Source organism: Paenibacillus sp. FSL P2-0089, from assembly GCF_038595095.1.
GTDB classification, from domain to species: Bacteria; Bacillota; Bacilli; order Paenibacillales; family Paenibacillaceae; genus Paenibacillus_AQ; species Paenibacillus_AQ silagei.
In genome coordinates, this window is record NZ_CP152006.1 from 2,773,492 (window position 1) to 2,795,998 (window position 22,507).

Genomic DNA, 22,507 nt, shown 5'->3' on the forward strand with positions numbered 1-22,507 from the left:
TCTGCCGGAAAATCTAGTAGAATATATCTGTAGTTTACAATATTTTATATAGTTCGACATCTTGGTACTCACACGAATGGGAGATGCATTATGCAGCTTAGACATGTGAAAATAAAAGGAACAGGCAAATATTTGCCGGAGCGTGTAGTTAGTGATGCAGAGCTTGATCAGATCCTTGGCACAACACCGGGCTGGGTGAACAAAATCACCGGCGTCGGCACCCGCCATTATGTCAATACAGATGAAACCGCCTCCTTCATGGGCGCAAGAGCTGCTGAAGCGGCCCTCGCCGATGCAGGCCTCAGCTTCAGTGAGGTCGATTGTCTGGTGTGTACTAGCGGAACCAAGGAGCAGCCGCTGCCGAGTACCGCCGTGTTCATTCAGCAGGCCATGGGGCAGGCGGATTCCGGTGTGCCGGCTTTTGATATCGATGCGACTTGTCTCAGCTTTCTGGTGGGGCTTGATGTGATGTCCTACATGGTGGAAGCGGGCAGATATAAGAATGTGCTGCTGGTGGCCACTGAGATTGCATCGGTGGGGCTGAACTGGCAGGATAAGGAGAGCTCGGCCTTGTTCGGTGACGGAGCGGCAGCGGTAGTGATCGGGCCTGCGGATACCGGTGATTCCTCGCGGATACTTCATGCTTCGCTCAAAACCTACAGCAGCGGTGCGCGTTATTCGGAGATTGCCGGGGGCGGGACCAGACTGCATCCTCAGAATTATACAGCCGAGGATGCGCTGCCTTATCTGTTCCATATGGATGGACAGGCTATATTCCGCAAAGCGTCCAAGCTGCTTCCGGATTTCATTGCTGACATGCTGAATGCCACAGGCAATAAGATGGACGACTTCAGGCTGGTCATTCCCCACCAGGGCAGTGCAATGGCGATGCGTCTCCTTCGTAAAAAGCTGGGAATTGCCGAGGACCGCTTCCTTGACAATACCGCAGGCCATGGCAATACGATTGCTGCATCCATTCCGATGGGGCTGCATGAAGCTATCCGTCAGGGCCGGATATCGCGCGGAGACCGGATCATGCTGATCGGTACAGCGGCTGGGCTGTCTCTGGGAGGCATGATTATTGAGTACTGAAGCCCGGCGTATTCTGATTACCGGCGGACGCGCCCCGGTAGCCCTGGAGCTGGCAAGGCTGTTCAAGGCGGCAGGCCACCAGGTATATGTGGCAGAAAGCGCCGAGTATCATCTGTGCCGGGTATCCTCTGCTGTCGAAGCCAGCTTCCGGGTGCCTGCCCCAAGGCATCAGCCGCAGGCTTATGTCCAGCGCCTGGCTGCGTTAACGGAAGAACTGGGCATTCACTGCCTGATTCCGACCTGCGAGGAGATATTCTATATCTCTGCTGGTCTTGAGCATCTGACGGGGTGCCGCGTACTTACGCCAGACCGGAGTATTCTGGCCGGGCTGCACCATAAAGGGGAGTTCATGGTCCTGCTCCGTTCGCTCGGTTTCAAGATCCCGGACACGGTGCTGATCAGCAGCGCAGAAGAGTGGCGGAGAGCCGTGATGCAGGCAGCGCAGGAGGGAGAGCAGCGGGTCTACAAACCTGCATATTCCCGCTTTGCCTCGAAGGTCATTCTCCCGGATAAAAGATCCGCGTCAACTAATCCGCATAACCGCGTTCCGGGAGAAATAGAGCCTCCAGCCGGACTATCGGCCGGGGCTCCTTGGGTATCCCAAGAGTACATTCAAGGCAGAGCGGTTTGTACGTACAGCATACTTCACGAAGGCACAGTTGTGGCGCATGCTGCTTATGACAGCAGGTACAGGACGGGACGCAGCGGGGCCAGCGTGTATTTTGAACCGTTGGAGCATCCTGCGGCCCTGGAATGGGTCCAGCGGTTCGCCGCAGCAACCGGCTTCAGCGGCCAGATCGGATTCGATTTCATCGAACCGGAGAACGGGACGCTGTATCCGATTGAATGCAATCCGCGCGCAACAAGCGGTATTCATCTATTCACGCCGGAGGAAGGGTTGACGGAGGCGCTGCTGAATCCAGATCTGCTCGTGCAGAGCGGGACAGTCATTGTTCCGCGGTCAGCCCGCACTGCTATGCTGACACTGCCTATGCTGGGCTGCGGATTTAAGCCGGGACCCGGGGGCCTCCGCAGCTGGCGGCAAGCGCTGATTGGAGCAGCAGATGTGGTCTACCGCAAGGATGACCGCCGCCCTGCCCGCGAGCAGTTCCGCATAGTATACGCCGCCTGGAAGACAGCCAGGCGGCACCGCATCTCGATTACAGAGGCGTTAACTGAAGATATAGAATGGAATGGTGAGGCATGACCAAAGCGCTGGTAACAGGTGCAACCGGATTTCTTGGACGTCATACCGCCCGGAGGCTGGCCCGGATGGGCTGGGAGGTCTACGCGCAGGGACGCAACCTGGAGCAGGGAAAGCAGCTGGAGCAGGAAGGGGCAGTGTTCCTGGCCGGGGATCTGCGTGACCCGGAGACTGCGTATAGCTTTTGCCGGGGAATGGATGTGGTGTTCCATTGTGCAGCCTTGTCGTCACCCTGGGGGAAGTACAAGGAGTTCTATACATGCAATGTGGAGGCTACAAGCCATATAGTTGAGGGGTGCAAACGGCATGGCGTAGGAAGGCTGGTTCATATCTCCACGCCCAGTGTGTATTCCAGCCAGCGGCCCCGCTTCGGCATCCGGGAGAGTGATCCGCTTCCCGGCCGGCCGGCCAATGCCTATGCCGCAACAAAGCTGATCGCCGAGCAGGTAGTCCGGCAGGCAGCGAGAGAAGGGCTTACCGCCTTCATGCTCCGGCCCAGAGCCATATTCGGCCCGCTGGACAACGCCCTGTTCCCCCGGCTGCTGGCAGCGAATGAGAGCAAGGGGGTGCCGCTGATGAATGGCGGAGCGGCCAGGCTTGATCTCACCTGCGTAGAGAATGTAGTCGATGCCATGCTGCTCTGCTGTGAAGCCCCGGTGTCTGCTTCCGGCAGCGTCTACAATATTACTAATGGTGAGCCGCTAAGGTTCGAAGAGCTGGTCACCCGGCTATTCTCACTGCTCGGGGTTCCGCTGCACACCCGGCGATTGCCCTACCCGGTAGCTTATACCGCAGCGGCCTTAATGGAGGGGATCTACAAGGTGCTGCCTATTCCGGGTGAGCCGCTGCTGACCCGTTATTCTGCAGCCGCACTCGGCATCTCCCAGACGCTGGATATTACACTGGCCCGCGAGCAGCTGGGTTATCAACCGCGTATAACAACAGACGAGGGACTTCGTGCCTTTGCAGAATGGTGGAGGGAACAGCAATGATTACAGAAATTCCAGTTGAATTATCTATACTGTCTGCGGGCTATTGCCTGCATCCCGAGCGTCTGACGCTGCGTGGAGGCACACTGAAGCCGGTTGCCTTCCCGGCAGGTTACGCCCTGATCCGGCATCCGGAATACGGCCCCATCCTGTTCGATACAGGCTACAGCGCGCGTTTCTTTCAGGAGACAGCTAGTCTGCCAGCCTCTCTATACCGCAAGATCACTCCGGTTGTCTATAGAGAGGAAGAGAGTGCAGTGCGGCGGTTGCAGGCAGGTGGGATCTCGCCGGAGGAGGTGCGGTATGTGGTGCTGTCGCATTTTCATGCCGACCATATCGGCGGGGTAAGGGATTTCCCGCAGGCACAGTATATTTATTTGCAGAAATCTTACGATGCCGTAAGCGGGTTGGGTCCGGTGCGGGCGACGAAGGCGGGATTCCTGCCCGGGCTGTTGCCGGATGACTTCATCCTCCGCTCCATTCCTGTGGATGAAGCCTCAGCGAAGCGTGCGTTGCCGCAAGGCCTTCCGTTCACGGACGCCTATGATCTGCTTGGAGACGGCAGCCTGCTGGCGGTTGAGCTGTCTGGCCATGCCGCCGGGATGATCGGCGTATTCGTCTCCACCTCCCAGCATGATTATCTGCTCTGTGCAGATACGGTCTGGTCGAGCCGGGCGTTCCGGGAGAACCGCAAGCCGCACCTGGCAGCAGGCTTGATCATGTCCAGCCGCACAGAATACCACCGCAATTTCGAGCGGCTGCGCCAGCTGCATGAACAATTTCCTAAGCTTCGGATTGTGCCCAGCCATTGCCGCGAGGCGCTTGCGCACTGGGGAACGGGAGGTGTGACATGAAGCGGCTCAGGCTGGTAATCACCCATTACATCCTCACCAAGTGGGGCAGACGCTGGAAGAACCGGGCAGCACTCGAGCAGTGGCAGGAGAAGCGTATCCGGCTTCATGTAGAGAAGGTGAGGCAGCGCTCGAAGTTCTACAGGGAGCTGTGGGCAGGTATTCCGTCCAAGGAATGGCGGAGTTTCCCGGTGATCGGGAAGCCGGAGATGATGGAGAATTTCGATCAGCTTAACACTGCGGGTATTACGAAGGAGCAGGCCTTTGCCGAGGCCTATGAAGCGGAGAACAGCAGGAACTTCAAGCCTACGCTGCAAGGCGTCACCGTCGGCTTGTCCTCAGGAACCTCCGGCAACCGGGGGATTTTTCTCGTTGGCGAAGAAGAGCAGGCTGCCTGGACCGGCACGGTGATGGCAAAGCTTTTGCCGGGTGGACTGTGGAAGCGGGCGAGCATTGCATTTTTTCTGCGGGCAAATAGTAATTTGTATGAATCTGTGAAGCAGGGAAGGCTGCAGTTCCGGTATTTCGATCTGCTGGAGCCGCTTCCCCGGCTCTTGACCCGTATGAAGGAGTACCAGCCGGATATCTGGATTGCACCGCCGTCCATGCTGCGTCTGCTGGCTGAGGCACAGCAATCGGGTGAGATGAATCTGCATCCCCGCCGGATCATTGCGGTTGCGGAAGTGCTTGACCCGCTCGACCGGCAGCAGATTGAGCAGACCTTCGGGCAAAAGGTGCATCAGGCCTATCAGTGTACCGAGGGCTTCCTCGGAGCTACCTGTAGTTACGGAACATTGCATCTCAACGAAGATATTGTACATATCGAAAAAGAAATACTGGATGAACAATCACGCCGGTTCGTGCCTATCGTGACCGATTTCTCCAGAAGTGTGCAGCCTATCGTCCGCTACCGGCTGAATGATATTCTGACCGAAGCGGCAGAGCCGTGTCCCTGCGGTTCACTGTTCACGGCCATTGAGCGGATCGAAGGACGCTGTGATGATATTCTGTATCTGCCCCATACGGCAGACGGCACGCACGTTACAGTATTCCCTGATTTCGTTACCCGGGCTGTGCTGGCGGCTTCCGCAGATATTGAGCATTACCGGGTGATTCAGCACAGCCTCACTGAGCTGGAAATCTCCTATCGTACACGAACCGGCACTGATCAAGGGACGGAGCAGCAGATTACTTCAGAACTGATGCGCTTGTTCGCCAGGCTGTCCTGCATCCCGCCGCAGCTGACTTTTACCGCCTACAGCTTCGTGCCCGGAACTGTGAAGCTGCGCCGGGTGGAGAGGGGCTGGAAGCCGTGAAGGACCGGGTAACGCAATATGACCGCGATTCTGTTGCCGGGTTGGACTGGCCGGATACGGAGTACGGGCGGTATGCCCGGGAGTATATTACACCGCTGCTGGAGCGGGGAGCGCAACCTTTTATCGATAATGTGAGTACAACTGTTAAGGTGTTGACCATCGATGGGCTGCCGGTTCCGATTACCGTCAACGAAGCAGACTATGACAATTCGTATGTATGCTCACCCTATACCCACTATGTTAGCTATGCGCGTGAGGAGCTGGCGCTGCTCAATAACCGGCTTCTAGAGGGCCTATTGTCGCTAATGCTCTCAGGCATGGGCTGGATGCTGCGACAAGCACGGTTCAACCGGGTGGTTCAGGTGAATAACTGGCTGCTGTCCACCAATCTGTATCCTGCCTTAAGTGTGGAACAGCTGACGGCGATACTCGATTACCTCCGCCAAACTTATCCGGGTTATACCTTAATGTATCGTTCGCTTAGCCGGGAGACTTCGGGAGAACACATTGTCAAATTGCAAGGATATGGCTGCAAGCTGGTTCCAAGCCGTCAGATCTACCTGCTGCATCCGAATACCTCCGGCTCGAAGGCCAGGTGGCTGGTCAAACGCGACAGGAATCTGCTGGCGAAGCACGGCTATACTGAGGTGGGCCCGGAGGAGATTACACGGGAGGACATTCCCCGGATCGTGGAGCTGTACAGACTGCTGTATATCGATAAATATTCGACCTATAATCCGCAGTTCACCGAAGCCTATATTGCCCTGGCGCTGGAGCGGCGCACCTTGCAAATCTATGGTCTGCGCAAGGAGGGAAGGCTGGATGCGGTGCTTGGCTTCTATGAGCGGGAGGGAGCGATGACTGCGCCATTATTCGGTTATGACACAAGTCTGCCTCAGTCTCTAGGACTCTACCGTATGCTGTCCGCCGTCCTGATCGGGCTTGCGGGCAGCAGAGAACTATTACTGCACGAAAGCTCGGGCGTCGGGCAGTTCAAGCGCAACCGGGGAGCGGTTGGAGCCACCGAATATTCGGCGGTGTATGACCGGGGCACCTCACTGCTCAACCGCTGCGGTTGGTCCTTCCTGGAGCTGCTGCTCCGGCGGATCGGCATGCCGCTTATTCAGAGGCTGAAGCTGTAGATCGGAACCATGAATGTGAGACAGGAGGCAGAAGATGAATCTAGCTAACCGTATTACCTTGTTCAGGATATTGCTGATTCCGCTGTTCATTGCGCTTTTTCCCATTTATCCGGAAGCATGGGTCAACCAATTCTCGATCCTGGCCTATTTAGAGGTACATGGTGTTTTTTATGCAGCTATAGTTTTTATTGCGGCTTCTATAACAGACAAGCTGGACGGGTACGTGGCGAGAAAATATAACCAGACAACAAATTTAGGGAAGCTGCTTGATCCGTTGGCAGATAAGCTGCTTGTTGCTGCCGCGCTGATTCTAATGGTGAGTCTGCATATGATCCCATCTTGGATTGCTTTCTTAATATTAGCAAGGGAAGTTATAATGATGGGTGTCCGTATTGCCGCTTCAGCGCAGAAGGTAGCATTGGCAGCTGATAAATACGGAAAATGGAAAATGGTCCTGCAAGTTGTCGCTATTTCTGCAATGCTTTTGAATAATGCGCCCTTCAGCCTGTTCACTTCCTTCCCTGTCGACCTAACCCTGATGTATGGTGCATTAGTAATAACCGTATACTCGGGTTACAACTACATTAAGAACAATTATCATCTACTGAAATTGGAAGCTCATACATCACATTATTAAAAAAAGGAGGTGCCCAATGAACTCTAATCCAAGCCAGCCCCAAGGAATTGATCCGGTTGCGCTGATTACAGGGACCTCCAGCGGATTCGGGCTACTGACCGCAATTACGCTGGCCCGCAGAGGGTACCGGGTCATTGCCACCATGCGGGATCTTGGCCGCAGCAAGGAGCTTGTTCAGCAGGCTGAACAGGCGGGGGTACGGGAGCGCATTCATCTGCTGGCACTGGATGTCACGGACGAAGCTTCGATTGCATCTGCTATTCAGGAGAGTCTTGAGCTTGCCGGCAGAATGGATGTGCTGGTGAACAATGCTGGCTTCGCCGTAGGCGGATTCGTGGAGGAGATCAGCATGGAGGAATGGCGGCGGCAGCTGGAGACCAACTTTTTCGGCCTGGTTGCCGTAACGAAGGCGGTGCTTCCCCACATGCGGGTCCAGCGCAGCGGCCTGATCATTAACGTGAGCAGTGTCAGCGGCCTGAGCGGATTCCCGGGCTATGGTCCGTATGCCGCCTCGAAGTTTGCGGTGGAAGGGTTCAGCGAGAGTCTGCGCCAGGAGATGCTCTCTTTTGGCGTCCGCGTTGTACTGGTTGAACCGGGCTCCTTCCGTACCCCCATCTGGGACAAAGGGATTACGGGGATGCACAGAAGTGAAGGCTCCCCGTATCACACCAGGCTTGAAGAGGTGCTGCGCTACTCCCGGCGGGCGTCCGAGACGGCTCCCGATCCGCAGGAGGTGGCTGATCTGATTGGAAGGATCACTGCCTTACGTGCGCCGAAGCTGCGCTATCCTGTAGGCCGGGGCTCGCGGGTGCTGATGATCGGCAAGGTCCTGCTTCCCTGGAAGGTGCTCGAGGGCATCATTTCGAGGTCACTGCGGGCGATGAAATGATAGCATGACAGAACAGAATTGAGGTGGATGCTTTTGCCGGGAACGGTTGGATTGAATATATGCTTTGATGAGCAAGGCCGGGAGATTGAGGTGCTGGATGTGACCCGGGTCGACAAGGATATCTACCGGATTGAGGAGACGCCGATTTTTAACCCGGGGATTGCGCTTGGCGATATTATCCGAGTGAGTGAGCGTGAGGGGATCGCTTATTACGTTGAGACGGTGAAGAAGTCCGGACTTGTCCGGTATGCCTGGCTGCTCAGCAAAGAGGCGGCGGCTTCCGGCGAGATCCGCAGCTTCACGGAGCGGGTTACAGAGCATGGGGGCAGATGGGAGCAGATCTTCGGCGGCCTGCTGGTGATTTATCTGCCGAAGCACTCTCTAGTAGACGCGGAGCTGGAAATGTCACAGATTATTGAGCATTTTGAAGGCTAATTATACGAATCTGAGGTGAAGGAAGTTGAAAAAATTCTTGAAGCAGTGGGTGCCGAGTATTGCCATTGGCATTATTCTATCCCTATTTATCCGTACCTACGTAGCAGAAGCAATGCGTGTACCTACCGGCTCGATGATTCCGACTATAGCGATTAACGACCGGTTTGTGGTAGACAAAATGCTCTGGAATACCTCGCTGAAGCATGGTGATATCGTGGTGTTCCATCCGCCGGTCGCTGAAGATGCGCATAAAAGATATGTAAAACGGCTGATCGGACTGCCGGGCGATGTGATTGAGATCAAGGAAGGCACTCTGTACCGTAACCATGAGGCGGTCGATGAGCCATACCTGCAGGAAAAGATGACCTATACCTTCGGGCCGGTCACCGTTCCCGCAGACCAGTATTTTTTCTTGGGCGACAACCGTAACGTCAGCTATGATGCTCACCTATGGGAGACTCCGTTCGTAGACAAGGATGCGCTGATCGGCAAGGTGCTGTTCGATGTGAACCAGTTGTTCTAAATCGGGTAGTCGACCACCACAACGTTCTCCAGAATTCCGTCCAGCATGGACACGAACTTCTGATGGGCCGGATGCGGCCCGTATGCACGCAGGGCTTCCTGATTCTCAAAGGTCACGCGGAGCCCCAGCGTATAGCCGTGGACATTCTCCTGCTCCTCGGTTACATTAACGCCTGCTGTAAGGTCAATGATGCCGGGGATTTGCTTTTTCAGCGCCAGCAGTGCTTGTAACAGGGCTTGCTCCTGGCCTTTATCGAATTGCTCATTGAAGCGGAAGACGACGAGATGCTCATACATAATGGAATGATCCTCCTTGGACAAAGTGTTGGACTGCATTAGCGATTATACTACAAATTAGCCGGACGGAGGTTGAATACGTTGACCGGAGATTCTCTAGCCATAACCGACCGAATCAAAGCGCCTAACCCTGTTAGAGTCTTGATAGGTGTGCTAATTCCCATTATTATTCTGAGACTGCCCCCTAACCCCGACCCGGATAGACAATTCTATTTAAACTACATCATACAGGTATGGGTTGGACTCAGCATCGCGGCCTGCCTCTTCATTCTCATCAACGCGTTGCGTAAGGAAGGTCAGCTTCAGTGGGGGACAGATTCGCTTATTATTCGCAAAAAGCGCATCTCCGCGCAAGGGATTAAGGCCATTTACATAGATGGTCCGATAGTAGGAATATTGCCTGCAGGCAAATGGATTGTCCCGGTTAATCTCTGCTTCAGGTTCACAGAAGACACGGTAGCGGTAAGGAAGAGACTAATGTACTGGGCAGAAGAGAACGAAATTAGGCTAAAATACAAGAGATTTGTCAGATGGCTCTGAACAGAATATGGAAAGGCGTCTAAAGACAGGGATTCTATAGCACTAGATTACGGGGAGTTTGTGACTTTGACCGGATTGTTACTTTACCGTCTGTTGACTATGATCAAGTGGAGCATAACGGAATATTCCTATCAAGCGGAAACAGCTTGGCCGTCCTTTCAAGGACGGCACGTTTCAGCGAGAAATAGAAGGATAAGTTACCGTGTGAAACCTGTAAGTTCTTATATTTAATACAAAAGGGGTGCTGGTACTTGAAAGTACATGTCACGGATCTGAAGCACGGTGATTGTCTCATGGCAGACACTTTCAATGGTGTAGGGCTGCACGTTCTCCCCAAGGGGACGCGTGTGGAGCGGGAAGAGATTAGTATCCTGATCCGGCACAAAATTGATTATGTCGATATCGAGCCGCGCAGCGGGCTGTATGCGGACGCTGAACCTGAGCCCAGCCACGGGCTGCACGATGATTTTGATCTCGCTATTTTGAATTATGAAGCGATTTTTCTGGAAGCCTTGACGAAGGGCAGCTTCTCGCAGTCTGCAGTCGATGATACGTTGAAGCCGCTTCTGGAGACCTTGGAGGGGCAAAAGGATGTTGTCTCCCTGCTGCTCCTGCTGGACCGGGATGACATCGATACATATCACCACTCATTACAGGTGGGCTTATTATCCTATTACATTGCAGCGTGGATGGGTTACTCCAAGGAGGAGCGTTACCAGATCAGCCGTGCGGGCTATCTGCATGATATCGGCAAAAGCCAAGTGCCCCTGTCGATCCTGAACAAGCAGGGTCTGCTGACGGATTCCGAGAAGGATGAGCTGGCGCGCCACACCTTCTATGGCTATGATCTGATCCGCGGCTCCCAGATGGACGAGGTTACCGCGCTGGTAGCTCTACAGCATCATGAGTACGAGGATGGCTCAGGCTATCCGAATCAGCTGCTCAAAAAAGAGATTCATCCGTACGCCCAGATTGTTTCGGTAGCCAACATCTATATGTCGCTCACCACTTCTACTGCAAACCGTCCCAAGCAGGGGCTGGTTACCGTGCTGCGCAAGGTGCATGAGATGGGCTTCGGCAAGCTGAATGAGACGGTGGTGCAGGCATTGACCGGGCATTTACTGCCGAGCTTTGTGGGCAAGAATGTGCAGCTCAGCAACGGAGAAGTGGGTATGATCGTCATGAACAACCCGCTGGACCTCTTTAAGCCGCTGGTAAAAGTAGGCGAGGGCTTCCGGGATTTGTCGCGTGAACGCAGCCTATCCATCGATGAAGTGGTGAACTGAATAACCAGATGAAGAGACGCTGTTAACAGCGTCCGCTTCTAAAGAACGGCCAGACTGTCCTTTTGGACGGTTTGGCTTTTTTTCGTAGGCAGAGAGAAGAAAGGAGGACAGAACTGAAGGTCCCGGTGACCGGAGGAAGGTTTGTGTTCACGTCATAGATTGGCTATGATTAATGAGAGATGGAAGAGTTGTATGGAGATTATAGTCATTCTGTACAGCAGCATAAAGGAGAAATGAAGATGCATACCGACAACCAGTTAGAGAAATTCAAGCAGCTCAAATATGAGCTTACCCGCTTTATGATGATTTACAAGTTCGCACTTGCCGAGATGGAGACCAAGATTGATATCCTCAAAGAGGAATTCCAGCTGCTTCACGACTATAGCCCGATTGAGCATACCAAGTCCCGGATCAAATCCCCGGAGAGCATTATGAAGAAAATGCTGCGCAAGAACAGTGAACTGTCCCTCCCTCAGATCAGATCCAGTATCAAGGATATCGCCGGACTGCGGATCACCTGTTCATTCATTTCGGATATTTATCAGGTTAGCGCTATGCTGCAGAAGCAGGACGATCTCAAGGTGCTTGAGGTAAAGGATTACATTAAAAACCCGAAGCCCAACGGTTATCAGAGTCTGCATCTGCTTATCGAGGTTCCCGTATTCATGTCGGACTGTCAGGAGCATGTCTGTGTTGAGGTACAGATCCGCACGATTGCTATGGATTTCTGGGCCAGTCTGGAGCATAAAATCTTCTATAAATACAGCCAGGCGGTTCCCGAGCATCTGACCCGTGAACTTAAGAATGCGGCTGACAAGGCGTACGAGCTCGATCTGCAGATGGAGCGGCTGCACCGTGAAATTAAGGAAATCAAGGATTCGCAGGAGGACGAAGATCCATTCTCCGAGTTGCGGGATATGATTCTTAACAATCAACAGTTCAGTCTGCCGGATAACTTTGTTAAGCTGTTGAAGGAATAGATGATGGTTTCACAAGAAAGACATGTACATACAGGAGTCAAGAAGGGAACGGTCCTTGAGCTGGCCAAGTGGCCTTTCCCAAATACAGCTTCGGCTGGGGGGAAGGGCTGCTATGGCGAGTGACAGTCTACTGGAATTCACCGGCATTGTTCGTGACGGCAAGATTCAATTGCTGATTAGATAAGGAGACGGGCCCATGCAGTCATTCAAAGTGATTAGTCTGGATATGTTCCAGACCTTGGTGAATATTGAGAGCAGGCGGGCAGAGGTCTGGAGGCCAATTCTCCAGCAGAAGTTCAGTGAAGCAAGGGCACTCCAGCTCGGTAAGCAATTGCTGAGCCGTTATTATGCAGCAGCCTGCGAAGCCCGGGAGGCGGGTACTTTTATCAGCAGCAGAGAGATTTATTACAGAGGGTTTCAGAGCGTATTTCAGGAGTCCGGCTTGGATTACGATTGTGAGCAGGCAGTGGATAACCTCTTTGCCCAGCATCGGCTGTCTGAAATGTACGCTGACACCGAGACTTTCTTACAGCGCATATGCCGGGATTATCAGGTATGTATTGTAAGTGATACAGATGATCTTATGCTTCCTGAGTTCTACCGCAATTATCCCATCTTGCTGTTCACTTCGGAGACGTATCAGTCATATAAAAATGACACGCATAACCGTATGTTCACTGAGGTGATAGCCCATTATGGGGTGGAGCCGGAGCAAATTATCCATATTGGAGATTCTGCGTCAGATATTCTTGGAGCAGCCAGAGCCGGAATCAAGTCCTGCTGGCTCAACCGGAACGGACAGCCCTGGGAGCTGGAAGTGAAGCCGGATGTTACGGCGGGAACACTGGAAGAGGCCTATGCGCTGTTGTCACCCGAAAATGGTATGATATCCAAACAACAATAACAAAGGAGCTGTGAGCGAAATGAACGACAATGTGGAAGAGCAGGAGCTGGAGTTGTTAAAATACCCGCTTGGAAGATTCGCCGCTAAGGGGAACCGGACAGCAGAAGTGCGGGCAGCATCGGTTGCGGTCTTTAGGCAGTTGGCAGAAGAGCTACGGGCAGCAGTAGAACCGCTAACGGCGGAACAGCAGCATACCCCTTACCGGCCGGGCGGCTGGACTGTGGTTCAGGTCGTGCATCATCTCGCCGATACGGGCATGTATGCATACCTCCGCTTCAAGCGGGGTCTGACGGAGGAAGCACCGCAGGTTCCAAGCTATAGACAGGATTTGTGGGCGGAGCTGAGCGATTCTTCCAACGAACCGGTGGAATCCTCACTCCAGCTCATCGGACTGCTTAACCGCAGATTCGCGAACTTACTGGAATCCTTGCAGCCTGAGGACTATAGCCGGACCTTTGTAAGCGGTGGTCTTGGTGAGATGACACTGGATACCGCAGTGGAGAGGTACATCTGGCACAGCCGCCATCATATCGCGCAGATTACAGCTTTGATCCAGCGAAGCGGCTGGTAACGATAACTTTGTTGTACCATGAACAGACGGAGAGGGTGTGTACCCTCCGTCTTTTTATTTTGTCCGGGACCTGAAAAGGGTGTGGAGGCCCGACGAGTAAACGGGGAGTCTGGAATGTATACAAAAAACCGAATACAATGGGCATGGTGTCCCGAATGTATGTGGAAAACAGCATACATTGGGGCAGATACGGGGCCTCCGGTCAAAATGTATGCGGAAAACAGCATACATTCGGGCGGAAGTGGGCCTCCGGGCAAAATGTATGCGGAAAACAGCATACAATAGCATGTGGCGGATACGGGGTCTCTGAGACATTGCTCCTTTTATGGTTGCAGCCCCATCCAGCCCAGCCCGTCCGTCCAATCCATTGTCGAATTGACCTGTCCAGCTAATTATTCGGCTTAAGGGGCAAATTTACTGTGCGGCGGAGCTATTCATCGTCACCTGGGCATGGGCGGATACATATCCTATAACCAGAACGATAAAAAACGGCCCCGAGGAAAGGACGGATTTGTGTGACCTCTTATATGGACTATACGTCGCCCAATACACAGTTTACGTTTGATATGAACGGCAACACCTTATTCAAGAAGGATGACTGCAATTATATCAACGTACTGGGCATCAAAAATCTGAACACCCTGGAGAATACCTCGCTGCTCGATATCTATCTCAGCAGATCCAATGTGGTCGAGCCGCATTATCATCAAAATGCCGCTGAGCTGGTGTATTGTATCTCGGGCGCGGCTGTGGTGTCGCTGATCAACCCGTTTACGAACGAGCTGCTGCATTTTCCGATCACCCCGGGCCAGGTTGCCAATGTGCCGCAGGGCTGGTGGCATTATGAAGTGGCCACGATGGATTGCACCCATCTGCTGGCGATCTTCGATGCTCCAACACCGGAGGTCATCCTCGGCTCGGATCTTCTGAGCTTAACCCCGGCTAATGTGCTGGCACATACCTACTGCCTTAATGAAGCGCTGGTTAAGGAAGCACTCGCTCCGGTGAAGCCACAGACCTTCATTGGTCCGCCTGCGGATTGCTGTTCTCCTGTGAAGGCGGCAGCCGAGAATATGAAGGGAACCCACATCGCTCCTGCCAATATGACGCCGATGATGGCTAATGCGAACATGCCGCCTTACATGCACCCGCAGCAGGCTCCGCAATCCTTCGGATACCAGCCGATGGCAGTACACGGTTATTATGCTCAGCCGTATGCCCAGTCCTACCGCCAGCAGCAATACGTCCAGGCTCCTCCGCAAGCAGTGCATGAGGCGGGAGCCGAATAACAGAAATCCAGAGGGCACAAACGGCAGCGTATTCTGTGAATGCAGAATGACGCTGCCGATTTTTTTTGCAAATATAAGAAATTATATGTTTCACACGATAGCTTGTCTTCAATGATGCTGATCTGGAACCTTGAAGGAACGCAGATAATTCTGAATATCCTCCTGCGGGGTCTCAAGCAGACCGGCCAGCATGCTTTGAATAGCGTACAGGGCAGCAACCTTTTCGTCGATTTCGGTGATTTTGTCGCGGACGAGTTCCTTTAAGGTATCTTCATCCATCTTCGAGCCGAGCAGGGCAAGCGCCGCCTGGATTTCTTTCAGTGAATAGCCCAAGGACTGGGCATCCTTGATGAACTTCAGCTTGACCAGAATATCTGCAGAGTAGATCCGGTATCCCTTAGCGGTCCGTTCCGGGGCTGGCAGGATGCCGCTGTCCTCATAGTAACGGATGGTTGCCGCACTCAGCCCCGCCTGCCGCGCGAGCTCACCACGGGTCATTCCCTTCATCTGGCATTACCTCCTGTATTGTGATATCTATCTACTCCTATGGTCTCTTGTGCGTGTAGGCCGGGTCAAAGCTCACTTCCGGGTATTCGGCCGATGGACCGTTCAGCAGCGCCTGCGGCTCATCTAGCAGATACTGATCGAAAAATGACCGGACATAGGTTCTGCTTATATCTACAGTATGCACCGGATCAAGGCCATTGGCGAATAAGGAGGGCGACAGCAGGGCTATATCCGTAAAACTTTGGTGAATGAAATGATCCACTGTCAGATAATAGGTATCCCGGGTGCTGCGGCTCATAACTGACTTCAGATCCGGCGTGAATTCTTCATAGATCAGGGGATCTGTGTTCGCTTCGGGATGTGCAAGATTCTGCGCACTCGTTCCGGACATCACATACATAAAAGGCTGCGTCAGCCCTTCACGGGCAACCTTGCCCCAGAACCCGCCTTCCAGACTGACACCGGCCTTAAACCGCTTGTCTTGGGCTAAAGCTTCGGCGGTTGTCGCCCCGCCATAGGAATGGCCGAAGATCCCTGCCCGGGTGAGATCCAGCTTGCCCTGGAACAAGCCATTCGGGTCCTGTGTATTCCATTCCGTCAATGTATCCAGCACAAAGCTGGCATCTGCTGTACGGATTGCGATTCCGTTCACATTGTGATTGTAGAGCTCTGCAGAAGTATCGAATTCGGGATCAGGTACGTAATAGACCGAAGCGCCGTCCGGGTAAGTGACCTTGGCTGAGGTGTAAGGATGATCGATCCCTACGACAATATAGCCGTGGCTGACCAATTCTTCGATAATCGACATACTCTGGAATCGGGTAGAGCGGATTCCCGGCGAGAACAGCAGGACCGGATAGCTGGGTTCTTGTGCCGATAGCTTCACTCCGTCTGTAACATGAGTAGGAATATCGGTCACATGGCTGAATAGCTGCTTCGGCAATCCGAATACAAGGCTAATGGCTTCGCCTAGTGCGGAAGGGTAATGCTCCTTAGGCTTACCCTCAGTCTGGTCAGGATCGGCCGGATACCATACATTAACCATCAGCTTACGTTTGCCGCCTTCCTCAGCGCTCAGCGTCTCGTCACGCTGCTCATCGGTAAGCTCGCGTGCGATCGTCCCGATGGCATATTGCCCTGTTGGCTCAGGTTGCGTGAACATCGGCAGCAGCCTGGACGCATAGACGGATACTCCTGAAAGAAGGAGGATGCATATCAGCAGCAGACTTTTCCATAACTTCGCATACCGCTTAGGCTGGCCCGTTCGGGGACGCCTCACAAGTCTGAATCCGAGTATGCTCACCAGCCCGAGCACTGCGGCGTAGGCCGGAACCATCTGGATACGGTAATTCTCCAGCAACCCATGCAGCACCACAGCCATAACGACAGCCAGCAGCATAAGGGTATCCAGCCTCCGGTTGTTCTTGGTCCCTATCATTCCTGCTGTAATAGCCAGAATTACCACAATGACTATAATCTCAAATATTCTCATTTGTACTCCCTCCAACTCTGTTCATCTGGAATAACTAGAGTATAAAGGTTGAAGTATACTTCAGGGTCAAGGCTAAATTTAAGATGCCGGGCATAGTTGCAAAAAAAGACGGCAGCCCGTTCCAGATTCGGAAGCGAGCTGCCATCGATACTGCTATACCCTCATCAAGTGTGACTAAGATAAGCGGACAAGCACCCGGCCCCGGGTGCCCGACTGTAGAATATCCTGAAGCGCCGCAGGCAGCTCAGTCAGGGAAATCTCACGGTCCACCAGCGTATCCAGCACCTCCGGCTTCATGTCACCTGCCATGCGCTGCCAGAGCTTGGCCCGTTTCTCCATAGGACAAGCTACGGAATCGATGCCGAGCAGACTGACTCCGCGCAGGATAAACGGCAGGACGGTGGTCGGGACAGCCGTGCCCGCGGTTAAGCCGCTTGCGGCAACTGCGCCGCCGTAGGCGATTTTGCTCAGGACCGCAGCAAGCGGGGCGCCTCCGACTGAATCTACAGCTGCCTGCCAGAGCTGCTTGTCCAGCGGCTTCACCGCAGTGCCTGCGACCTCTTCGCGGGAGATCACCTCAGCAGCACCCAGCGCTTGCAAATATCCGGCTTCATCCGTTCTGCCGGTACTGGCAGTGACCTGGTAGCCCAGCTTCGCCAGAATGGCGGTTGCCGCACCTCCGACACCGCCGGTGGCACCGGTGACGAGCACTTTTCCCTGGTCAGGGGTCATTCCTTGAGCTTCCAGTGCCTGCACAGACAGTGCCGCCGTGAATCCGGCCGTGCCGTAGATCATCGCTTCCCGCAGCGTCAAGCCTTCTGGCAGTTCAATAACCCAGTCCGCAGGGATGCGGGCGTATTCGCTGAAGCCGCCGAAGTGGGAGACACCGATCCCATAGCTGGTGGCAATGACAGACTGGCCTTCGCGGAAGCGGCTGTCAGTAGAAGAAACTACCGTCCCTGACAGGTCAATCCCCGGAATGAACGGATAATTTCGCACAATATTCCCATTCGGGATGCTTGCCAGCCCGTCTTTATAGTTTACACTGGAATAAGCTACCTTAATTAACACTTCACCGGCGGGCAGTTCCTCCAGCGTTACCGGTCTGACCTCTACGGAGAATGGTTCTGTCTTGTCCACTACCAATGCTTGAAAAGGGTTCATCATATCTTCTCTCTCCTAATCCGTGTTATATTTGTTTGGTTCAAAGATAAGAATTCATAGGCTTCGCGCCATTACTATTGTGCCCTCTCAATTAAGGAAACACAATGATATCCTACACTAAATGCTTACAAAGGAGCGTTTATATGAGAGTGAAAATACGTAAAACCGTGCTTACCACAGCAATCTGCCTCGTTCTGGGCGGGGGAGCGCTATACGGGTTCGCAGCATCTGATTCTGCCCCGGCGGTACACCGGCTGCGTCTAAGTGAGGACGAGCCTGCGCGGTATTTGCAAGGGTTGGAGTCTGTGACTCAAGATCAGCTGGAGCTGTCCCTTGGCGATCAGATCCGTCCGGGTAATTATATCAGCATCCCTAATCATACAGAATTGCTATGGAGGAAGCCGGTGCCGACTCCGGAAGGTGAAGGGGAGCTGATCAAGTTCGTACAGGGGGGAAGCGCGGTCTATCCTGCTCCTGAAGTTACTTATTATTGGCTGTGTTATCAACGTCCCGGCAAGAGTGACAGCGATGATACGGTCACCTACTATATAGAAGCAAAAGTATTGGGGCAAGATGAAGAGGCTGCGGAAGCAGAGCTGCTAAAGCTGGCTGAAAACTGGGGAATTCCCGGTTAACCCGGATTTAATTGTGAACAACATGTGAACTGTAGTATATTGAGGATAGAATTCATCCGTCTGATGAGGAGGCATACTCTATGTCCATTGCAACAACGATGATTATCCGGCTTGAAATCCGCAAGGCCGAAGCTTCTTTTGGTGATGTGGCGTCCAGGCTGGCAGCAGCCGGCGGCGATATTGTAGCGATTGACGTAATCCGTGGCGGCAAGGATGTGACGACCCGTGACCTGACTGTGAATGTGCAGGATGCGGCGAATGAAGAGATTATAAGTGTGCTGAAGAATATGCCTGGAATCAAAGTCATCAATGTCTCCGACCGAACCTTCCTGGCCCATCTCGGCGGCAAAATCGAGGTTACCCCGAAGATGCCGATCAAGAACCGGGAGGATCTGTCGCTGGTGTATACCCCTGGTGTGGCGCGTGTCTGTACGGCGATTGCCGAAGATCCGTCCAAGGCGTATTCCCTGACGATGAAAAGAAATACGGTAGCGGTCGTCACCGACGGCACCGCAGTACTGGGGCTTGGCGATATCGGACCGGAGGCGGCGATGCCGGTGATGGAGGGCAAGGCCATGCTGTTCAAGCAGCTGGCGGATATTGACGGGTTCCCGCTGTGTCTGGATACCAAGGACCCGGAAGAAATCATTCAGATTGTGAAAGCGGTTGCTCCCGGCTTCGGAGGGATTAATCTGGAGGACATCAGCTCTCCGCGCTGCTTCGAGATTGAACGGCGGCTGTCCGCAGAGCTGGATATTCCGGTCTTCCACGATGACCAGCACGGAACGGCAGTAGTTGCTCTGGCCGGATTGCTGAACGCGCTCCAGGTCGTGGAGAAGTCGATTGCAGACTCCAGAATTGTAGTCGTCGGCATCGGTGCGGCAGGTGTGTCGATCTGCCGTCTGCTGCTGGCGGCTGGCGCGAAGCAGCTCTACGCAGTAGACAAGGAAGGGATTCTGAACCGCAGCGAAGCCTACACCAATCCTGAATGGAGCTGGCTGGCCGAAGCTACGAACCCCGAGAATCTGAGCGGAGGACTGGATGAGGCGGTGCGTGGGGCGGATGTCTTCATCGGCGTATCCAGGGGAGGGATTTTGCAGGTTAGCCATCTGCAGAGCATGGCCCAGGACAGCATCGTGTTCGCTATGGCTAATCCGACCCCGGAGATTGAACCGGATCTGGCGGAGCCTTACGTCCGGGTGCTGGCAACCGGCAGAAGCGATTACCCTAACCAGATTAATAACGTGCTGTGTTTTCCGGGGATTTTCCGCGGGGCCCTGGATTGCCGGGCGAAGACGGTAAATCTGGAGATGAAGCTGGCAGCGGCGCAGGCCATTGCAGCAGTGGTGCACCCGGATGAGCGGAATGAGCAATATATTATTCCGAGCATTTTCAACGAAAAGGTCGTGGAGCAGGTACGTCTGGCTGTCATCCGGGCCGCTATCGCAACCGGCATCGCCCGGCGCATCCCGCCGGATGTGAGCTGAGGAGTGGGCTGAGCATTAGGAAGGTGAACAAGCTGTGGCCTTAGGCTGCGGCTTTGTTTGCGTCTGCTTTTGCGCAGGAGTATATAGTTGACCAATGTGGGAGCCGGGATGCCAGGGGCCTGGGAGCGATGGGTTGTGGACTACGGCTTACGCCGGTGCTTATGGGAGAGGTGGGAGGGGACGACTGGCAGGAATTAGATGGATTTTGTACACTTGCTGGTGGCTGTTTGGGGCATGGCGCGACAACAATTGGATTAACAACACTTAATTATCGTAATTCAAGTAAAGCGTTCAAAAGTTGAGTTAACAGTTGTGCTTTTTCCACTTGTTTCCCGGAAATCCCCGAAATTCGAGAAATTAAGATACGTTTGTCCACTTGCTTCCTACCGGAGGATTGGAATCCTTTAAAATCAGGCTTTGCTGTTTATATATAAGGGGCAGCATGGTAAAATATACAAATGGATACAATGATTCTTTCATTCAGGAGGGCTTATGTACCGCAGAATTCATATTATGGGAGCTTCCGGGGCGGGAACGACAACCTTGGGCAAGGCGCTGGCGGCGAGGCTTCCGCATGTACATCTGGATAGTGACGATTATTTCTGGGAGCAGAAGTATACGAAGCAAAGTGTTGTGGCAGAGCGTCTGAACAAATTGCAGGCAGATATGGCGAGGAATGAGCCGTGGATTCTGTCCGGTGCGGTCTGCGGATGGGGTGATCCGCTGCGCGACACCTTTGACCTGGTGATTTTCCTGTGGATTCCGGAGGAGATTCGTCTGCAGCGGCTCCGGGCACGGGAGTATGAACGTTACGGAGATGAGGGTCTGCCGGGCGGAGACAAGTATGAGGATGTTGAGAGTTTCATTGACTGGGCAGCGCAGTACGATACGGGCGGAATGGAGATCCGCAGCCGGATGCTGCATGAGGAGTGGATGGCCGGACTAAGCGGTGATCTGCTGCGGCTGGAAGGGGACCTTACGGTGGAGGAACGGGTGGAGGCAGTACTGCAATACCTATCCCGTCCACGTTAATGTAATCTATGGGAAAAGGAGGCTGACCATGAAAAAGATAGTGCGTGCGTTGCTGCTTCCGGCAATTCTGATACTGCTGCTAACGTCATGCAATACGGAAACGACCCATTTCAACTATACCTTCAAGGGCGAGGGGGACACCTGGTCGGGCGTCTATAAGCAGGAGGCCAGCCAGAAGCTGATTACGAAGAAGGATAAAGTGACAAGTGAAAGCTCCAAACAATATACCTTCGATTTGAAATACAAGGGTGAGCAGTCTGATCTCGAAAAGATTAAACAGATGAAATATACTTACAAAGGCAAAGGAAGCGGCGGTAGCCAAAATATCGAGGCCCCAGTTCTTGCAGGAATGCTAAAAATGGGCGGTTCTGGAACTGGCACTATAGAGAAAGAGGACTCCGTCATTAAAGTCACTGTCGAGTGGGACGGGAAGAGTGAGGAGTTTGAGCTCAAGAATGAGAAGTAGGGAGGCAACCTGCCATGGTAACGATAGAACAAATTGAATTCGCATCACTGGGAGCACTGAACACACTCTACGATGAATTAATAGGCGCGCCGACGGACCCGGTGAAGCTGGAAACCGCTTATCGGAAGATCCGAGAGGACGAGCGGGTTGTGCTGCTAGGTGCTTTTGTAGACGGGGAACTGCTGGGCTCCTTGATGGGGATCGTCTGCCAGGACCTGGTGGGCGATTGCCGCCCGTTCATGGTGATTGAGAACGTGGTCGTGTCTTCGCGCGCACGGCGGCAGGGGCTTGGCAAGAAACTGATGACTGCGATCGAAGCGATTGCGCATGAACGGGACTGTTACTATATCATTTTCGTGTCGGGGGAGAAGCGGAAGGAAGCACATATTTTCTATGAGGCGATGGGGTACAGGGAAGAGAAGGTTGAGGGATACCGCAAGCATCTCAGCTCGCATTAGGGTGCATAGAGGACATAAAAGTTTGGGAAAACTGAAAATTGCCCCGGCATATTCTGGTTTTCGCCATCAATTGTACTTCATACATTAGATTTTCGGATATTTGCCTGAAATGGACCCTTTTAAGAAATTCTATTGCAGCAAATACATTAGAATGCGTTTTGGAGCGCTTTTTTTCCGATTCTACTGTACATAATGCAATTACCTGGCGGGAAATCTAAGAATGACGGAGAGTGGAATGCTCCTTCGTATATACTGGACAACATACTTTTACTAAAATTGCACAACCAAGAGCAGGGAATGTCTCCCTGCTCTTATTTTAAGT

The 22,507-nt window shown here is 53.3% G+C and carries 25 protein-coding genes; 21 read left to right on the forward strand and 4 right to left on the reverse strand.

What is annotated here, in order from left to right:
* Window positions 1-90: 90 nt before the first annotated feature.
* From NST69_RS11155 to lepB, 10 genes are read left to right on the forward strand one after another with little or no spacing between them, the layout of a single operon-like run.
* Window positions 91-1,092, forward strand: coding sequence for a beta-ketoacyl-ACP synthase III (locus tag NST69_RS11155; protein ID WP_342549308.1), 1,002 nt, complete (start codon window positions 91-93; stop codon window positions 1,090-1,092).
* Window positions 1,082-2,299 carry an ATP-grasp domain-containing protein gene (locus tag NST69_RS11160; RefSeq protein WP_342549309.1) on the forward strand — a complete coding sequence of 406 codons (1,218 nt, stop codon included), beginning with the start codon at window positions 1,082-1,084 and terminating at the stop codon, window positions 2,297-2,299. The genes NST69_RS11155 and NST69_RS11160 overlap by 11 nt, the downstream gene beginning before the upstream one ends.
* On the forward strand, window positions 2,296-3,288 hold the full coding sequence (locus NST69_RS11165) for an SDR family NAD(P)-dependent oxidoreductase (protein WP_342549310.1): 993 nt from the start codon (window positions 2,296-2,298) through the stop codon (window positions 3,286-3,288). Before NST69_RS11160 ends, NST69_RS11165 begins: the two co-directional genes overlap by 4 nt.
* Entirely contained in the window at window positions 3,285-4,139 is an 855-nt protein-coding gene (locus NST69_RS11170; RefSeq protein ID WP_342549311.1) for an MBL fold metallo-hydrolase, read from the forward strand. The genes NST69_RS11165 and NST69_RS11170 overlap by 4 nt, the downstream gene beginning before the upstream one ends.
* Window positions 4,136-5,452 carry a F390 synthetase-related protein gene (locus tag NST69_RS11175; RefSeq protein ID WP_342549312.1) on the forward strand — a complete coding sequence of 439 codons (1,317 nt, stop codon included), beginning with the start codon at window positions 4,136-4,138 and terminating at the stop codon, window positions 5,450-5,452. The genes NST69_RS11170 and NST69_RS11175 overlap by 4 nt, the downstream gene beginning before the upstream one ends.
* Window positions 5,449-6,594, forward strand: a complete 1,146-nt coding sequence (locus NST69_RS11180; RefSeq protein ID WP_342549314.1) for a GNAT family N-acetyltransferase — start codon at window positions 5,449-5,451, stop codon at window positions 6,592-6,594. Before NST69_RS11175 ends, NST69_RS11180 begins: the two co-directional genes overlap by 4 nt.
* A gap of 34 nt (window positions 6,595-6,628) precedes the next feature.
* Window positions 6,629-7,231 (forward strand): CDP-diacylglycerol--glycerol-3-phosphate 3-phosphatidyltransferase, encoded by a 603-nt coding sequence (pgsA, locus tag NST69_RS11185; RefSeq protein WP_339313832.1) that lies wholly within the window; start codon window positions 6,629-6,631, stop codon window positions 7,229-7,231.
* Between the two features lie 16 nt (window positions 7,232-7,247).
* Window positions 7,248-8,120 carry an SDR family oxidoreductase gene (locus NST69_RS11190; protein WP_342549315.1) on the forward strand — a complete coding sequence of 291 codons (873 nt, stop codon included), beginning with the start codon at window positions 7,248-7,250 and terminating at the stop codon, window positions 8,118-8,120.
* Window positions 8,121-8,171: 51 nt separating this feature from the next.
* Window positions 8,172-8,555: a DUF4265 domain-containing protein gene (locus tag NST69_RS11195; protein WP_342549317.1), complete on the forward strand. Its 384-nt coding sequence runs from the start codon at window positions 8,172-8,174 to the stop codon at window positions 8,553-8,555.
* A gap of 25 nt (window positions 8,556-8,580) precedes the next feature.
* The gene (gene lepB / locus NST69_RS11200; protein ID WP_342549319.1) at window positions 8,581-9,078 is read left to right on the forward strand and encodes a signal peptidase I; all 498 of its coding nucleotides are present in this window, start codon (window positions 8,581-8,583) and stop codon (window positions 9,076-9,078) included.
* Here the strand turns inward: lepB and NST69_RS11205 are convergent.
* Window positions 9,075-9,374 carry a Dabb family protein gene (locus NST69_RS11205; protein ID WP_209875572.1) on the reverse strand — a complete coding sequence of 100 codons (300 nt, stop codon included), beginning with the start codon at window positions 9,372-9,374 and terminating at the stop codon, window positions 9,075-9,077. The two genes, lepB and NST69_RS11205, sit on opposite strands and share 4 nt — an antisense overlap.
* 81 nt (window positions 9,375-9,455) lie before the next feature.
* On the opposite strand from NST69_RS11205, the gene NST69_RS11210 reads away from it, so the two are divergent.
* From NST69_RS11210 to NST69_RS11235, 6 genes are all read left to right on the forward strand, one after another.
* The gene (locus NST69_RS11210; RefSeq protein ID WP_339313836.1) at window positions 9,456-9,914 is read left to right on the forward strand and encodes a hypothetical protein; all 459 of its coding nucleotides are present in this window, start codon (window positions 9,456-9,458) and stop codon (window positions 9,912-9,914) included.
* A 251-nt stretch (window positions 9,915-10,165) separates the two neighbouring features.
* Window positions 10,166-11,200 carry an HD domain-containing phosphohydrolase gene (locus NST69_RS11215; RefSeq protein WP_342549321.1) on the forward strand — a complete coding sequence of 345 codons (1,035 nt, stop codon included), beginning with the start codon at window positions 10,166-10,168 and terminating at the stop codon, window positions 11,198-11,200.
* Between the two features lie 239 nt (window positions 11,201-11,439).
* On the forward strand, window positions 11,440-12,180 hold the full coding sequence (locus NST69_RS11220; protein WP_036729701.1) for a GTP pyrophosphokinase family protein: 741 nt from the start codon (window positions 11,440-11,442) through the stop codon (window positions 12,178-12,180).
* A gap of 196 nt (window positions 12,181-12,376) precedes the next feature.
* Window positions 12,377-13,084: an HAD family hydrolase gene (locus NST69_RS11225; RefSeq protein WP_342549323.1), complete on the forward strand. Its 708-nt coding sequence runs from the start codon at window positions 12,377-12,379 to the stop codon at window positions 13,082-13,084.
* Window positions 13,085-13,103: 19 nt separating this feature from the next.
* Window positions 13,104-13,655 (forward strand): YfiT family bacillithiol transferase, encoded by a 552-nt coding sequence (locus NST69_RS11230; RefSeq protein ID WP_339313840.1) that lies wholly within the window; start codon window positions 13,104-13,106, stop codon window positions 13,653-13,655.
* 527 nt (window positions 13,656-14,182) lie between these two features.
* Window positions 14,183-14,944: a cupin domain-containing protein gene (locus tag NST69_RS11235; RefSeq protein WP_342550146.1), complete on the forward strand. Its 762-nt coding sequence runs from the start codon at window positions 14,183-14,185 to the stop codon at window positions 14,942-14,944.
* A 108-nt stretch (window positions 14,945-15,052) separates the two neighbouring features.
* Here the strand turns inward: NST69_RS11235 and NST69_RS11240 are convergent, their stop codons facing one another.
* The 3 genes from NST69_RS11240 to NST69_RS11250 form a co-directional block, all read right to left on the reverse strand.
* Complete coding sequence (locus tag NST69_RS11240) at window positions 15,053-15,451, reverse strand: MerR family transcriptional regulator (protein ID WP_339255832.1); 399 nt, start codon at window positions 15,449-15,451, stop codon at window positions 15,053-15,055.
* Between the two features lie 37 nt (window positions 15,452-15,488).
* Window positions 15,489-16,943, reverse strand: coding sequence for a prolyl oligopeptidase family serine peptidase (locus NST69_RS11245; protein ID WP_342549324.1), 1,455 nt, complete (start codon window positions 16,941-16,943; stop codon window positions 15,489-15,491).
* Window positions 16,944-17,117: 174 nt separating this feature from the next.
* Complete coding sequence (locus tag NST69_RS11250) at window positions 17,118-18,110, reverse strand: acryloyl-CoA reductase (RefSeq protein WP_342549325.1); 993 nt, start codon at window positions 18,108-18,110, stop codon at window positions 17,118-17,120.
* Between the two features lie 140 nt (window positions 18,111-18,250).
* Here NST69_RS11250 and NST69_RS11255 point away from each other — a divergent pair, with 140 nt between their 5' ends.
* The 5 genes from NST69_RS11255 to NST69_RS11275 all read left to right on the forward strand — a co-directional run bounded on the left by NST69_RS11255 (window position 18,251) and on the right by NST69_RS11275 (window position 22,185).
* Entirely contained in the window at window positions 18,251-18,742 is a 492-nt protein-coding gene (locus NST69_RS11255; RefSeq protein WP_342549326.1) for a hypothetical protein, read from the forward strand.
* Between the two features lie 80 nt (window positions 18,743-18,822).
* A complete protein-coding gene (locus NST69_RS11260; protein WP_036729678.1) occupies window positions 18,823-20,229 on the forward strand; it encodes an NAD-dependent malic enzyme in 1,407 nt (468 codons plus the stop codon).
* A 492-nt stretch (window positions 20,230-20,721) separates the two neighbouring features.
* The gene (locus tag NST69_RS11265) at window positions 20,722-21,261 is read left to right on the forward strand and encodes an AAA family ATPase (protein ID WP_342549329.1); all 540 of its coding nucleotides are present in this window, start codon (window positions 20,722-20,724) and stop codon (window positions 21,259-21,261) included.
* A gap of 28 nt (window positions 21,262-21,289) precedes the next feature.
* Window positions 21,290-21,727, forward strand: a complete 438-nt coding sequence (locus NST69_RS11270; protein WP_342549331.1) for a hypothetical protein — start codon at window positions 21,290-21,292, stop codon at window positions 21,725-21,727.
* A 14-nt stretch (window positions 21,728-21,741) separates the two neighbouring features.
* Window positions 21,742-22,185 (forward strand): GNAT family N-acetyltransferase, encoded by a 444-nt coding sequence (locus NST69_RS11275; RefSeq protein WP_342549332.1) that lies wholly within the window; start codon window positions 21,742-21,744, stop codon window positions 22,183-22,185.
* The last annotated feature ends 322 nt before the right edge of the window (window positions 22,186-22,507 follow it).